At 70.9% G+C, this 13,598-nt stretch carries 10 protein-coding genes; 4 read left to right on the forward strand and 6 right to left on the reverse strand.

The window, feature by feature from the left end; translation table 11 throughout:
* Positions 1-298: 298 nt before the first annotated feature.
* From phsA to ABZ016_RS26055, 5 genes are all read right to left on the reverse strand, one after another.
* A complete protein-coding gene (gene phsA / locus ABZ016_RS26035; RefSeq protein WP_356919223.1) occupies positions 299-2,167 on the reverse strand; it encodes an O-aminophenol oxidase PhsA in 1,869 nt (622 codons plus the stop codon).
* A 124-nt stretch (positions 2,168-2,291) separates the two neighbouring features.
* Positions 2,292-4,457 (reverse strand): germacradienol/geosmin synthase Cyc2, encoded by a 2,166-nt coding sequence (cyc2, locus tag ABZ016_RS26040; RefSeq protein ID WP_356919108.1) that lies wholly within the window; start codon positions 4,455-4,457, stop codon positions 2,292-2,294.
* A gap of 98 nt (positions 4,458-4,555) precedes the next feature.
* Positions 4,556-5,752 carry a damage-control phosphatase ARMT1 family protein gene (locus ABZ016_RS26045; RefSeq protein WP_356919109.1) on the reverse strand — a complete coding sequence of 399 codons (1,197 nt, stop codon included), beginning with the start codon at positions 5,750-5,752 and terminating at the stop codon, positions 4,556-4,558.
* A 44-nt stretch (positions 5,753-5,796) separates the two neighbouring features.
* Entirely contained in the window at positions 5,797-6,444 is a 648-nt protein-coding gene (locus tag ABZ016_RS26050; protein ID WP_356919110.1) for a ScbR family autoregulator-binding transcription factor, read from the reverse strand.
* A 280-nt stretch (positions 6,445-6,724) separates the two neighbouring features.
* A complete protein-coding gene (locus tag ABZ016_RS26055) occupies positions 6,725-8,527 on the reverse strand; it encodes a S8 family serine peptidase (RefSeq protein ID WP_356919111.1) in 1,803 nt (600 codons plus the stop codon).
* A 354-nt stretch (positions 8,528-8,881) separates the two neighbouring features.
* Between ABZ016_RS26055 and ABZ016_RS26060 the strand changes: the two genes are divergently transcribed.
* Complete coding sequence (locus ABZ016_RS26060; protein WP_356919112.1) at positions 8,882-9,766, forward strand: lytic polysaccharide monooxygenase; 885 nt, start codon at positions 8,882-8,884, stop codon at positions 9,764-9,766.
* An 18-nt stretch (positions 9,767-9,784) separates the two neighbouring features.
* On the opposite strand, the gene ABZ016_RS26065 is transcribed toward ABZ016_RS26060, so the two are convergent.
* A complete protein-coding gene (locus ABZ016_RS26065; protein ID WP_356919113.1) occupies positions 9,785-10,423 on the reverse strand; it encodes a Tat pathway signal sequence domain protein in 639 nt (212 codons plus the stop codon).
* 643 nt (positions 10,424-11,066) lie between these two features.
* Here ABZ016_RS26065 and ABZ016_RS26070 point away from each other — a divergent pair.
* The 3 genes from ABZ016_RS26070 (at position 11,067) to ABZ016_RS26080 (ending at position 13,578) form a co-directional block, all read left to right on the forward strand.
* On the forward strand, positions 11,067-11,738 hold the full coding sequence (locus tag ABZ016_RS26070) for a DUF6230 family protein (protein ID WP_356919114.1): 672 nt from the start codon (positions 11,067-11,069) through the stop codon (positions 11,736-11,738).
* Positions 11,738-12,196 carry a DUF6114 domain-containing protein gene (locus ABZ016_RS26075; protein ID WP_356919115.1) on the forward strand — a complete coding sequence of 153 codons (459 nt, stop codon included), beginning with the start codon at positions 11,738-11,740 and terminating at the stop codon, positions 12,194-12,196. Before ABZ016_RS26070 ends, ABZ016_RS26075 begins: the two co-directional genes overlap by 1 nt.
* Before the next feature lie 125 nt (positions 12,197-12,321).
* Positions 12,322-13,578 carry a cytochrome P450 gene (locus ABZ016_RS26080; RefSeq protein WP_356919116.1) on the forward strand — a complete coding sequence of 419 codons (1,257 nt, stop codon included), beginning with the start codon at positions 12,322-12,324 and terminating at the stop codon, positions 13,576-13,578.
* Positions 13,579-13,598: the final 20 nt, after the last annotated feature.

The following is a 13,598-nucleotide window of genomic DNA, read 5'->3' on the forward strand; positions in this document are numbered from 1 at the left end:
GAGGCAACCCTACGATTGTAGCCGCCAAATCCCGCCGTTACGCGGACAATCAATTCGCACTGCACTCAGCCATAGCTGAGTCAGTAGCCCGCGGCCCGGTGGGCGGCGCCGCCCCGTCGGGCTCCTGACCCGGCATGGGTTTGGGTCGCAACGCGGTCTGTTCCATGGCTCCCCTCCGGATGTGCGGATCGTCTCCGGCGGACGCGGAACGATCACGGCAGTTGCTCTACCCGGCACATCGGCGCATCACGAGCCACGAACGAGTGAGACTGAACGGTGCCTGTGGGGGCCTGGCGCGTCAGCCCGTGTGGCCCTCCCCGTGACCGCCGTGGGCACCGCCGTGGTCGAACTTCAGCACCTGGGACGGCATCACGACGAAGGGCCGCATCATGCCCATGTCCTCGTGCTCCAGCAGATGGCAGTGGTACATGAACCGGCCGTGCGCGCCGTCGAACTTCCCCATGACGCGCAGCATCTGGTTCCCGGGCACCCGGAAGACGTCCTTCCAGCCGCGCTCGTTGGGGGCGAGCGGCAGGGCCGTGCCCGCGTCGTGGCGGATCGGCGTGCGCGTGCCGCCCACCGCCGGGTCGAAGCCCGACACGTCGTACGCGTCACGGCCCAGCAGCTGGAAGTCGGCCAGGTGAATGTGCATGGGGTGGACGATCGGCGCGAGGTTGAGGAAGCTCCACTGCTCGTGGCTGCCCTCGGCGAGGGTGAAGCCGAGGGCGTCGTTGAACGTCCGTGCCGTACGCCGGTACGTCCGGGTCCTGCCGTCCGGCCCGGTGACCTGGATGACGCCGTCCGTGGGGACCTGGATGTCGCCCGGGTGCTCGACCTCGGCCATCTCCCAGATCTCGGGGTGGCCGCCGGCGCCCTTGGTGGCGGGCGGGGTGAGGACGACCAGGCGATGGCCGTGCCCGATGTCGTGGGTGAGGCGGCGGAAGGAGCCGGAGAGCACCGTGGGCAACTCGAAGGTGTCCGGCTCGCAGGTCTCACCGACCCGGAACTCCATGACGGCCGGGTACGGCACGTCACCCGCCGGGTCCGGCACTCCGGGCGGCTGGTTGCGGCCCTTGTTGACCAGGCGCAGCGTCCGGCCCTCGAGCCCCCGGAAGTCGGCCAGCAGGTCGAAACGCTCGGCCGGCGCGGCGGTCAGTGCCGGCAGGGTCTCCCCGAAGTCGACCGGGACGGGGCGCGGCAGCAACCCGCCGTCGCTGCCGATCTGGTGGAGGACACCGGGGACCGGGTTGTTCTCCTCGTCGACGAGGACGAGGTCGTAGATGCGCGCGTTGGAGGCGTTGACCAGCCGGAACCGGTACCAGCCCGCGTCGACGCCGGTGTACGGCCAGATACGGCCGTTGACCGTGGTGTACGGGCCGGTGAACGGGATGGAGACCGGCTTGCCCGTCTCCGGGTTCTGGTCCTGCACGATGACTGTCTTGTGCAGGAGCCGGCCGTTCAGACGGCCGTCCTCGTCGGTGTCGAGGTTGCGGTCGGCGAGCAGCAACGGGATCTCCCGCTCACCGCTCGGCAGCCGGAGGGCGTCCTCCTCGTCGTCCCGGACGAGGTAGGTGCCGTACAGGCCCGCCATCACGTTCCACCGGGTGATGTTCATGGCGTGGTCGTGGTACCACCACTGCACGGCCTGGTGGTCGTTCGGGTACTCGGAGAGCTGCGCGTCGCCGAAGGCGACCGCGTTGTCGGCCCAGCCGTCGTTGCCGCCGCCCGTCTGTGCGCCGTGCAGGTGGGTCACGGACCAGGCGGGCAGGGCCGCCACGTCCTTGTTCGGCTCGACGCCCTCACGTCCCGGTTCGGTACTGGCCTGCGGGCGGCCGTCCCGGCGCAGCTTCACCTCGACGGAGGTCACCGGGTACTCGCCGTCCTCGGGGATGCGGTTGGTCCAGGCGATGCGGACACGCTGCCCGCGCCGGACCTCGATGGTCGGGCCCGGGACCTGTCCGTCGTAGCCCCACATCAAGGTCGGCGGGAGCTGCGGGTGCAGGCGCACCCAGGTAGGGCGCAGGGCGATCTCGGTCTCGCGCAGGACGTCCCCGGAGGCGGGACGCAGGACGGGCGGGACGGGCAACTGTGCGACGTACGGCGTGAGTTCGGCCAGTGCGGGTGCCTGCTCGGTCTTCTCGGTGACGTCGGCCGGCTTGTCGATGATGTCGGTCAAGGTGAAACCCCCGTGTTGGTGCTTGTCTGTTCCCCTCACTGAGGAAGACCCCCGGAGCGCCGCCGGGGGTTCCTCGATGTCCCGTTCCGGATCGATCTGACTGGAAAGCGCCGTCTCAGCGAAGAGCGGGCACGGGCACGGCGGGTGGCCGGTCCGGGAGGAAGCCGTGGGCACGCCGGGCGAGCCACTCGTCCTTGTAACGGTCGACGTTCTGATGCCAGTTCAGGATGCCCGCCAGCCAGTTCCGCAGGTCCGTCACGTACTCCCCCATGACGGCTCGTCCCTCGTCCGAGAGCTGGACGTCGTCGTACAGGACCGGCAGTTCGTGTTCCACGACATGCTCGAACTGGCGCATGCGCTGACTCATCAGGTCGTGCACGACGCCGAGGGCGGCCGGGTAGTCGCAGCCGAAGAAGGACTGGACCACGAGGATGGCGTTGTGGATCTCGCCCTCGTACTCGATCTCCTTCTGGTACGAGAAGACGTCGTTGAGCAGGCACGCGAAGTCGATCGCGGCGTTCTCCAGGGAGCGGACCGGGCCGCTGCGGTAGAGCTCGGGCGGGACGGCCGGGCCGTGGCCCATCCGGCACAGGCTCAGGGTGAGGTCGGAGCCGAAGGTCGCGCGGCGCATCTCCAGGTAGTCGATCGGGTCGGGAACGCGGTTCTGGAACTGGTTGGACAGCTCCCACACCCAGCTCTCGGTCATGGCGTCGACCGAGGCCTTCAGGGTGCGCCGTTCCTCGGGCGTCATCCCCGCGGTGGTGCGCGACCACAGGTCGACGAGGCCGCGCTCCATGGCGTCGGCCGGGACCGGTGGCTCCTCACCGGTGACCGGCATGCAGTCGGACAGGCGTGCCGTGGCCAGCCGGGCGGCGACCAGGTCGCGGCGGCGGCCGTGGACCAGCGGGTAGTAGTCGTCGCCGTAGGTGCCCCAGGCGAGCCACTGGGCACTGAGGTCGAGGGCCTCGGGCGTGGCGTCCGGATCGAGGCCCGCCGCACAGAGCGCGAGGTCGTAGGCCCTGAGTTTGTCCTGGTCCCAGACGCCCTCGGCGAGGAGGCCCGTCCGGTCCGCCCAGGCGCGCAGACTCCGGCGGGCGTCGTCCAGGTGCGGGCTGAGCTCCAGCGGGAACGGCATGCGGATGTCGGGGATTCGCGCCGGGCCGACCTTCTGGTACGGCACATGCGTGTAGGAGCGCAGCCGCTCCGCACCCGCCGTCGCGAGCAGGGTGCGGACATCGGCCGCGGAGGTGCCGATGCCGGTGCATCCCGGCCACGGGCCGCCGCCGCGCGCGGCGTTCTCGTTCATGTAGCGGCTGGAGCGCAGATGCCACTCGTGACCGCCGGACTGCCAGTCCTGGAGTCCCTTGGTGTACGCCGCCACGGCCGCCACCTCGCCCGGGGTGAGGCCCTGCTCCAGGGCCACCGCGGGCACTTCGGTGAAGGCCGTGTGCTCGAACTGGTGGAGGCGGGAGGTGAGGACGTCGTTGACGGTGTCGGCGGCCTCCTGCGTGGTGCAGCCGAAGAAGGTCTCCAGGACGAGCACGCCGTTGCTGTTCTCGCCCTCGTCCTCCACCTCCCGCTGGTAGGAGAACAGGTCGTTGCGCAGGTGCACGGCGTCGGAGAACGTCTCCATCAGCACCCGCAGCGGCCTGGACCGGGCGACGGACGCGGGCACTTCGGCGGTCGCGTACTCCACGAGCCCGGCCGACCAGGGCGCGCCGCCCACCTTGCGGCGCATCTCGATGTACTCGACGGGGTTGGCGATCCGCCCCTCGTTGATGTTGGACAGCTCCCACATGGACTCGTTGAGCAGATGCTCGGTCGCCACGGCGAAGCGGCGGCGCCAGTCCTCGGACATCTTCGGCACCGTACGCGCCCACAGGTCGGCGAGGCCCGCCTCCACCGGGTTCTCCGGTTCCGGTACGGGGGTCGAGAGGTCCAGCGGCATGAACAGGGGCAGCCGGTCCAGGTGGGCCTTGCCGGCGACACGGTCCTGGCTGCGCTTGTACATCTCCAGGAAGTGGTCGTCGAAGAAGAAGACCCACACGTACCAGTCGGTGATGAGGGAGAGGGCGGGGCCGTCGCAGTCGGGGTGGGTGTAGGCGCACAGCAGGCCGTAGTCGTGCGCGTCGAGGTCGGTCTGCTCCCAGACGCCGGACCCCTCCAGCATGCCCATCTCGCGCGCCCAGTCCGTCGAGTGGGCCCGGGCCTCGTCGACGTGGGGGTTCAGGCGCGCGGGGTGCGGCAGGTAGAAGTGCGGGAGTTCGAACGGCTGCGTCATGGCCGGGCCCTACCCGGCGCCCCGTCACCGCATCCACGGCGTGGGACATGATCACACCATCGCGTGACTCACCCCCGGCTTCTGCGACTTCGCGTCCGCTACTCGGGGATCCTCACCTGGATCAGCGCGTGTGTGCCGCCGGTGCGCCAGCGCTCGCCCTCCGCAGCCACCAGTTCGGTCTCCGTACGGCTGTCGAGGCCGGTGATCACATCGGACTTCAGGGTGCGCAGGGCGGCGACCGGGCCGGGGAAGTAGGCCGTGACGTCCGGGAACGGAGTCGTCGGGGCCCACAGCCGGTCGCCCACGAGGCGGCGGTAGTTGAGGTCGCCCTTGACGATCGTGAGCGTGGCCGCGGCGAACTCGGCGCGCAGGTCCCCGGGCATCTCCTCGTACGGCAGCGGGGCGCTGGAGAAGGGTTGGGCGCGCAGGACGAGACGGCCGTCGGCCAGGGCGGACCACAGCCGGCGCCCGTACGCGGCGGCGGCTCCCCCGGCGCCGGTGAGGCGGCGCAGGGCGTCGACGACGTCGGCGGTGGTGGCGTCGGAGACGTAGTAGGGGTAGGGCTTGACGTGCAGGACCGCCCGTGCGATGCGGCCGCCGGCCAGGAGGTGGGCGATGAGGAGCAGATCGGGGACGAGTTCACGGCCGGCGTTGTCGGCGACCAGGCAGAGCGTGCCGTTGCCGGCGTCCGGTCCCTGGGCGTCGAGGAGCGACCAGAGCGCCTCGCTGTCGTCGGCGACCAGGCCCGGCGCGGCGTCCGCGGCCCGTGCGCCCTCGGCGGAGAGCCGGAAGCCGAGGTCGGCGCGGTTGCCCCAGAGGGAGCCGTGCAGGAGGGCCTGCGCCTGTTCGCCGGCGGGCCGGTGCGCGAGGTCGTCGAGTGCGGCCAGTTCCTCGTCGGTCTCCCGGGAGTCGAGTTCGGCGAGTTTGAAGGGGCGGAAGGGGTCGATGCCCTGCCAGGGGCCGGGGCCGAAGTAGCCGACGGCCTGGAGCAGTCGGCGGTAGAACCAGCTCTCGGACCAGAGCCACGGCACGTCGAACCAGGACCGGCCGGCGTACTCGCGCATCCCCCAGGCGTCCCAGAGGTCCCGGTCGTGCGCGTCGGCGGGGAGCGGTTCGATCTCGCCCTTGGTGCAGTTCGTCAGCAGTTCGTCGAGCGCGCGGTGCTGCCCGGGTTCGTACGGGAAGGCCTCACGCACCTGCCGGATGATCGCGGGGTGCCGTTCGGCCAGCACGCTGTGCGGGAAGGAGCCCGGCTGGTTGCCGAGGAGGACGGGTGCGGACGGGGTGTCGGGCATACGGCTCACCGTAGCGCGCGGATCTCCGGTCCCGGACGGATGCTTCAGACCGGCGCGAGTTCCCGTTCCAGGCGGGCCGCGAGACTCAGGTAGCGGGCGCGGCGGGTCACCGGGACCAGGCCGCGGATGAGTATGTTCCACATCTCGGCCGTCCTGCGCGGCTGGCGGGCGACGGGCTCGCGGGAGCGGCCGACGACCCGGGTGCCGACGAAGAAGCAGACCAGGGAGTGGGCCACCACGTCGATGTCGATGTCCGGGTGGACGTCGGCCTCCTTGACCGCGCCGACGAGCCGGGCCGTGACGATGTCCAGCCATTCCGTGAACGGGTGGCTGAGCGGCGGGCGGGGCCGGATCCCTCCGGTGGCGAGCCGCAGACCGGCCCGCAGGACGGGGTCCTCGACGGACATGCGGGTGATGCCGAACGTGAGGCGCATCAGCGCCTCGAGGGAGGTGTGACCGCGGTTGTCGGTCTCCTTCGCCAGCCGGCGGGCGGTGTGCGACTGGAGTTCGAGGATCGCGTGGGCGAGATCCTCCTTCGCCGCGAAGTGGAAGTACAGGGCACCCTTGGTGACCGAGGCGTGTTCCACGATGTCGCTGAGACTGGTTGATTCGTAGCCGCGACGGTCGAACAGGTCAGCGGCGGCCGTGATGATCGTCGAGCGGGTCTGCTCGGCTCGCAACTGCCTCACCATCGACTGATCTCTCCCGGGACGGAAATGAACGGGTCATGCCGTTTGTTTTTACCCCCCGTACACGATAACTCACCCTGAGACGGCGCTCATCACACCAGTGTGCCGGAGTGCGGGTGCACATCCGGCAAAACAAACGCAACCGGTGAAAGAAAACAGCGCGTTCGGTATCTAACTGTGGGGGTTGTGCGGCCAGACGTAAAGGCGGGCCGGCAGGTGCCCCATCCGCACCTGCCGGCCCGCCCGCTCGTGGCTGGATCCGTTCAGCGTTCCCGTGCCGGGATCAGAAGGTCAGCTTCCAGCTGTTCAGCGTGCCCGTGTCCTGCGCCGCGGTGTCCTGGACGCGCAGCTTCCAGGTGCCGCCCGCGCTCTCGCTCGAGGCGTTCACCGTGTACGTGGTCTTCACGTCGTCGGCGGAGTCCGAGGCGGCGGACTTCAGCCGGTACGCCGAACCGTCCGGCGCGATCAGGTCGATGACCAGGTCGCCGCGGTAGGTGTGGGTGATGTCGACCCCCACCTGGAGGGCCGACGGGGCGTTGCCGCTGCGGCCGGTGACGCTGATCGGCGACTCGACGGCCGCGCCGTTGTCCGGGATGGCCACGGCCGTGGTGCTGGAGAAGGTGGTGCCGGTGGACGTACCGCCCTTGACGGCCTGGACCGTCCTGGCGGCGTCCGCGAGGCCGGCGCCGCAACCGCCGGAGCAGGTGCCGGGCAGCGCACGGGCGTTGGCCTTGATGGCCGACTCGATCTGGGCCGGCGTGAGGGCGGAGTTGGCCGACTTCACCAGCGCGGCGAGGCCCGCGACGTGCGGGGTCGCCATGCTCGTGCCCTGGTAGTAGGCGTAGTTCTCGCTCGACGGCGTCTTGGAGCCGGAGTTCAGGGTGGAGAGGATGCCGTTGGCGGTGGAGGTGCGGGTCTCACCGCCGGGGGCGGCGATGTCGACCAGCGAACCGTAGTTGGAGTACGAGGCCCGGCTGCCGGCACGGTTGGTCGCGGCCACCGCGATGACGTTGTTGCAGTTGGCCGGGGAGGCGTTCGAGACGTTCTGGTTCTCGTTGCCGGCCGCGACGACGACCGTGGTGCCGCGGTTCACGGCGCCGTTGATGGCGCTCTGGGTGGCGGTGGAGCAGGCACCGCCGCCGCCGAGGCTCATGTTGATGACCTTGGCGACGTTGGTGTTGGCGGGCACGCCGGAGACGGTGCCGCCGGAGGCCCAGGTGATGGCGTCGATGATGTCGGAGTCGTAGCCACCGCACTTGCCGAGGACGCGGACCGGGGAGATCTTCGCGCCGTACGCGATGCCGGCGACGCCCTTGCCGTTGTTGGTGGCGGCGGCGATGGTGCCGGCCACGTGCGTGCCGTGCCAGGAGGAGGTGGAGGCCGGGATGCCCTGGCCGCACTCGTTGTCGTTGTACCAGTCGCCCGGGTCGGCCGGGTTGCTGTCACGGCCGTTGCCGTCGACGGAGACGGCGGTGTCGGAGATGAAGTCGTAGCCGCCGACGATGTTCGCGGCCAGGTCGGAGTGGGTCACGTAGCCGGTGTCGATGACGGCGACGGTGACGCCGGTGCCGGTGGTGGTGTCCCAGGCGGCGGGGACGTTCATGCCGGCGGTGGACTCGAAGAGGTCCCACTGTTTGCTGTACTCGGTGTCGTTCGGGGTGACGGCCGTCGGCTTGTTCAGGCGGTCCGGGACGACGTAGGCGACCTGCGGGTCGGCCTGGTACTGGGCGACGACGTCGGCGACGTCCGCCCGGGTGGGGTTCGCGCCCAGCTCGACGAGGGCCGCGCCGGTGCCGAGACGGCGCTGGAAGTCGACGTCCTCGCCGGTCTTCTCGGCCTTGGCCTCGGCGTCGGCGGCCGCGGCCTTGTTCGACCTGGCCTCGGAGGCGCCGGACTTGTAGCCGACGATGAGCCGCTCGGCCGGGGTGCCGGGGGCGGCCTCGGTCCGGTCGGCCGGGACCGCGGCGGCCCGGCCGGGGGCGGCCTCCTGGGCCACGGCGACCGTGGCGGGGGCGGCGGTCAGCAGGGCGGCGGAGACGACGGCGACGGATATCAGCTTCCGTCTGAGCTCTGGGGAGGTACGCACGGTCGTTGCCTCTTTCGAAACCGGGCTCCGGGCTGAGCGCGGAGCGGCGGTGGACGCGCTTCGTCGTCGAAGCGGAGGGGGGTGGTTCGACAAGCGACGCGATGGCCGGCCAGGCGTGTGGGGAGCGGACCGTTCGGGGTTACCTGTGGGTCAGCTGTGCTCGAACGATAGGCAAGGTGAAGGTCTTCGGGATACGGGGGAAACCCTCGATCCGGCTGGAAAACAACCCTGTATGGCGGCCAGTTGGCCGTGATTGGCCCGCTTTCGAACGGGTCTCGGCGCGGTGAACGCGCCGGGCCGCTTTCCCGTACTGCACTTCCGACCGCTCCCGCCCGGCCGAGGAGATGCAGACGGATGCTCCGAACGACCACACACCGCACCGCACTCGCGGCCGCCCTTGTCACCCCGCTGCTGCTGCCGCTCTGGACGGCGGCACCGGCGCGGGCGCACGGTGCGCCGACCGATCCGCTGAGCCGGGTGGTGGCCTGCTCCCCCGAGGGCGGCGACGACGCCGGCTCGGCGGCGTGCCGCGCGGCCGTCGCCGCGAACGGCGGGCCCTTCACGGCGTGGGACAACCTGCGGGTGGCGAACGTGAACGGCCGGGACCGGCAGGTCGTGCCCGACGGGAAGCTGTGCAGCGGTGGACTGCCCGCTTACAAGGGGCTCGACCTCGCCCGCGCGGACTGGCCCGCGACCCGTGTCACGCCCGGCGCGACGCTGACCATGCGGTACGTCTCGACGATCCCGCACACCGGCACGTTCCGGATGTACCTGACGAAGCCCGGCTACGACCCGACCGGACCGCTGTCCTGGTCCGACCTGCCCGAGAAGCCGTTCGCCGAGGTGACGGACCCGGCGCTGACGGACGGCGCGTACCGCCTCGAGGCGACCCTGCCGTCCGACCGGACCGGGCGGCATGTGCTGTACACGGTCTGGCAGAACAGCAGTACGCCGGACACGTACTACTCGTGCTCGGACGTGGTGTTCCCGGAGGGGGAGAAAAAGGAGACCCAGAAGGAGCCCCGGAAGGAGACCCAGAAGGAGCCCCAGAAGGGGGTGGAGGAGGAGACGGAGCAGAAGGCGGATCAGCAGCGGGGAGGGGCGGGGGACGCCACCCCGGCGGCCTCCACCGCCGAGCCCTCCTCGGGCCCGTCCACGCCCATGCTGGCGGGCGGCGCCGCTGCGGTGCTGGTGCTCACCGGCGGCGCCGCCCTGGCGGCACGGCTGCGTCGGCGCTGAACCGACGCCACTCGGCTGCTAGTTCACGTCGACGGCGACACCGTTCGCGGTCACCGGGGCGTACTTGGCGGTGAAGAAGGCGTTGGCGAAGCACAGCGACGAGCCGGACACCTTCGTGAACTGCTGGTTGGTGAAGGAGATGCTGTGGTCGGCGTTGTTCGCCTTGCCGGTCAGGCCGGGCGCCTGGTAGACGCAGTTGATGGTGCCGAGCAGGGTGCGCAGCTTGACCGTGGACTGGACGGTGGAGCCCGCGGCCGGGGTCACGGCGACGGTGCCGTCGGAGGAGACGCTGGTGGTGTAGGGCAGGTTGTCGACGGTGATGCCGCTGACGCCGAGCACACCGACCACGTTGGCGGTACAGCCGCTGGTGTCGAAGGTGTGCGAGGTCAGGGACTCCGTGGCGGTGCCGGGGGCGGCGGGGTTGCCGGTGACGGTGGCGGAGAACGCCGACGAGGTGCACGAGATGCCACTGGTGCCGGTGGCGCTGGAGTAGAAGGTGGCGGCGGTGCCGCTCGCCAGGGACGCGTTGAGGACGTCCCCGACCGCCACGGCCGCGCCGCCCGCGGTGAGGACCGGGGTGTCGGCCGCCGAGGCGGGGGTGGCGAGGCCCAGGGCGGCGACGGCGGCGGTGAGGGTGAGGAGGGTGCGCGTACGCATGCGGGTGTACCTCTTTCTGTGAAGCGAGGGGAGGGGGGACGCGGGTGCGCGTCCGCCGCCGCCGGCCCGTCACGCCTTCTCCGTACGTGACGGGCCGGCAACGGCAGTCCGGTCACCGGCCGGAGGGCCGCACGGGACGCGGCTCCGGACGGGCCGGGTGGGGGGTGGCTGGTGGCACGTCGTGCAGGAAAGGGGACCGTGCCGGGGCCGTGGAGGGTCGGACTCGGGCGGTGGAGAGCCCGTGTGGACACACCGGGCGGCGGGATTTCCCGTACGAGACGGGCGGTCCGGGGCACGCGGACGGCGCCGCGTGGCGGATCCGGCGCCACGGATCCGGTGGGACGAGGAGAGTTGTAGACCTACTCGTCAGTCAACGTCAAGGCTTCGCAGGGGAGTTGTGCGCGGGTTGAGCCTTCCCCGACAGTGGTGACTCACATGCGGCGCACATTCAACACTCTTTGTTCACACTTCCCTTGACCCTTCATGTAACCCCCGGTAACTTCCGAATCGGCTACTGCGGCGTAACGAGAAAGCCCTTGCGACCTCCGGGAGTCGCGGGGAGACGTGCGTACGCGGTCGGTGTCCGCGCCAGGGCAACGTGCCACCGAAGTCCGATCCGCACCGACATGCACCTGGAGCAGACATGACCTCCTCCGCCGAGCACAGCCCCGAAAGACCGGACGGCGCCGCCGTGCCGGACGTCAGTGATGTCCCCGCGCGACGCGGGCGGGTCCGGGCGCGCCGGACCGCGGTGATGGCGGTGCCGGCCACCCTGGTCGCCGCCGGACTCGCGGTCATGACCGCCGAGGGGGCGCTGGGCGTGCAGTTCGCCATCTCCGGCATGCCGTTCACGGTCACCGCCACCGATCTGAACGGCAAGGGCTTCGCGCAGTTCGGCGGCCTGGACGAGATGGCCGAGGGCAGCCCGAACGCCGGTGAGACCGGCGGTCAGGTGCTGGTCGTCACGTCGGTGATCAAGGACGCGACGCTCACCAAGCTGTGCCAGAGCGTGGACCTGGGCGGCACGAACCTGATCATCAGGGCGGGTGGCGGCGACAAGAAGGTCAGAGCCACCGACCTGACGACCGACTCGACGGAGCTGTCCGGCGACGCCGCGTTCAAGAACATCGAGATCGGCAACGACGCCAGCAAGCTCAACAAGGCCGGCAAGCTCGGCAAGGGGCCGATCGGCGTGTTCAGCCAGCAGTCCGACCGGGTGCGCATCAAGAACCTGCGGCAGACCAACTACGCCACGACGGCCGGTGTGTTCAGGCTGCCGGGGCTGACGCTGGGCTTCGGCGAGAAGGGGTGCTGATGCCCGGCGCATCGCCCGGGAGGTTCCGGCCCGCCTTCCGCCGGTGGCGGGCCGGCCGTCCGTTCTGGGGCGGGCTGCTGCTCGCCCTGGGCGGGGCGGAGGTGCTGCTCACCCTGAAGGCGTCGCTGGACGTCATCCTGCACGTCGGCATGCAAGGGCTGGCCGGCTACCTGCTGCCCACCGTCATGCTGCTGTGCGGATTGCTGATCCTCTTCAGCCCGGCCCAGCGCCTGTTCTACTCGGTCATCGGGGTGCTGGTCTCCCTGGGCAGTTGGATGACCTCGAACCTGGGCGGCTTCTTCGTCGGTCTGCTCCTGGGCGTCGTCGGCAGCTGCCTCACCTTCGGCTGGCTCCCGGACCAGGAGCCGCGGGTCAGCCGGCGCAAGCGCAGGAAGGAGGCGCGGGCCGCGAGGGCGGTGGCGCAGCCCCTGGAGCGCGAAGCAAGCCAGACCGCCTGAAACAAGCCAGTGATCGGCCATCCCCTGGCGTCGCACCGCCGCGGCCACTTGGCTGGACGGGGCGCGCTCTCACCCAAGAGGTGCGGGCACGTCACGCGAACGACCGCCAGCGCAGGGAGAGTCCGATGGAGTTCACCCACCCGATTGTGATCGACCCGACCGGCAGCGACATCCACGGCGAGGCCACCCGGATCCGCGAGCGCGGGCCCGTCACCCCCGTCGAACTCCCCCACGGCGTCCCGGCCTGGGCGGTGAGCAGCACCCCGCTGCTGAAGCGGCTGCTCACCGACCCGCGGGTGTCGAAGGACCCGCGCCGGCACTGGCAGCGCTGGATCGACGGCGAGGTCTCACCGGACTGGCCACTGTTCACCTGGGTCGCGGTGACGAGCATGTTCACGGCCTACGGCACCGAGCACAAGCGGCTGCGCACCCTCGTCTCCAAGGCGTTCACCGCCCGCCGCACCGCCGCGCTGCGGCCGCGGATCGAGGAGATCACCGGGTCGCTGCTCGACCGGGTCGCCAAGGCCGCGGCCGGCGCTGCCGCGGACGGCCACGCGGTCGATCTGCGGGAGGAGTTCTGCTATCCGCTGCCCATCCGGGTCATCGGCGAACTGCTCGGCCTGCCGGAAGAGTTGGGGCCCGAACTGCGCGCTGTGGTGGACGGCGTCTTCCACACCTCGGCCGACGCGGCCGAAGTCACCGACATGTATGCCCGGTTCTACGCCGTCCTCGGTGAACTCGTCGCCGTCAAACGGGCGTCACCCGGCGACGACCTGACCTCCGCGCTCATCGCGGCCCACGAGGAGGAGAGCGGCACCCGGCTGAGCGAACAGGAGCTGCTCGACACGCTGCTGCTGGTGATCAGCGCGGGCCACGAGACGACGGTCAACCTGCTCGACAACGCCGTCCACGCGCTGCTCACCCACCCCGGCCAGCTCGCGCACGTCCGTGACGGGCGGGCCACCTGGGACGACGTGATCGAGGAGACCCTGCGGGCCGAGGCACCGGTGGCCAGCCTGCCGCTGCGGTACGCCGTCGAGGACCTCCCGCTCGGCGAACTGGGCGGCCCGGACGGCGCGGTGATCCGCAAGGGCGAGGCGATCCTCGCCTCCTACGCCGCCGCCGGACGCGACCCGGAGCAGCACGGCCCGGACGCCGCCCGGTTCGACGTCACCCGTGCCGCGAAGGACCATCTGGCCTTCGGATACGGCGTCCACCACTGCCTGGGCGCCCCGCTCGGCCGGCTGGAGGCCCGCGTGGCCCTGCCGGCCCTGTTCGAGCGGTTCCCCGGCCTCACCCTCGCCGTGCCGTCGGACGAGCTGCGGCCGGTGGACTCGTTCATCTCCCACGGCCATCGGTCGCTGCCGGTCCTGACGGGCTGACGGGCGACCCGGCGGGCGCC

Origin of the sequence: Streptomyces sp. NPDC006372 (assembly GCF_040612515.1) — a bacterium.
In the GTDB taxonomy this organism is placed as follows: Bacteria; Actinomycetota; Actinomycetes; order Streptomycetales; family Streptomycetaceae; genus Streptomyces.

Excerpts from the sequence above, each read along its gene's own strand:
- ABZ016_RS26050 (WP_356919110.1), bottom strand. The coding sequence starts at position 6,444 with ATGGTGAGGCAGTTGCGAGCCGAGCAGACCCGCTCGACGATCATCACG.
- ABZ016_RS26065 (WP_356919113.1), bottom strand. The coding sequence starts at position 10,423 with ATGCGTACGCGCACCCTCCTCACCCTCACCGCCGCCGTCGCCGCCCTG.
- ABZ016_RS26070 (WP_356919114.1), top strand. The coding sequence starts at position 11,067 with ATGACCTCCTCCGCCGAGCACAGCCCCGAAAGACCGGACGGCGCCGCC.
- ABZ016_RS26045 (WP_356919109.1), bottom strand. The coding sequence starts at position 5,752 with ATGCCCGACACCCCGTCCGCACCCGTCCTCCTCGGCAACCAGCCGGGC.
- ABZ016_RS26075 (WP_356919115.1), top strand. The coding sequence starts at position 11,738 with ATGCCCGGCGCATCGCCCGGGAGGTTCCGGCCCGCCTTCCGCCGGTGG.
- ABZ016_RS26060 (WP_356919112.1), top strand. The coding sequence starts at position 8,882 with ATGCTCCGAACGACCACACACCGCACCGCACTCGCGGCCGCCCTTGTC.
- cyc2 (WP_356919108.1), bottom strand. The coding sequence starts at position 4,457 with ATGACGCAGCCGTTCGAACTCCCGCACTTCTACCTGCCGCACCCCGCG.
- ABZ016_RS26080 (WP_356919116.1), top strand. The coding sequence starts at position 12,322 with ATGGAGTTCACCCACCCGATTGTGATCGACCCGACCGGCAGCGACATC.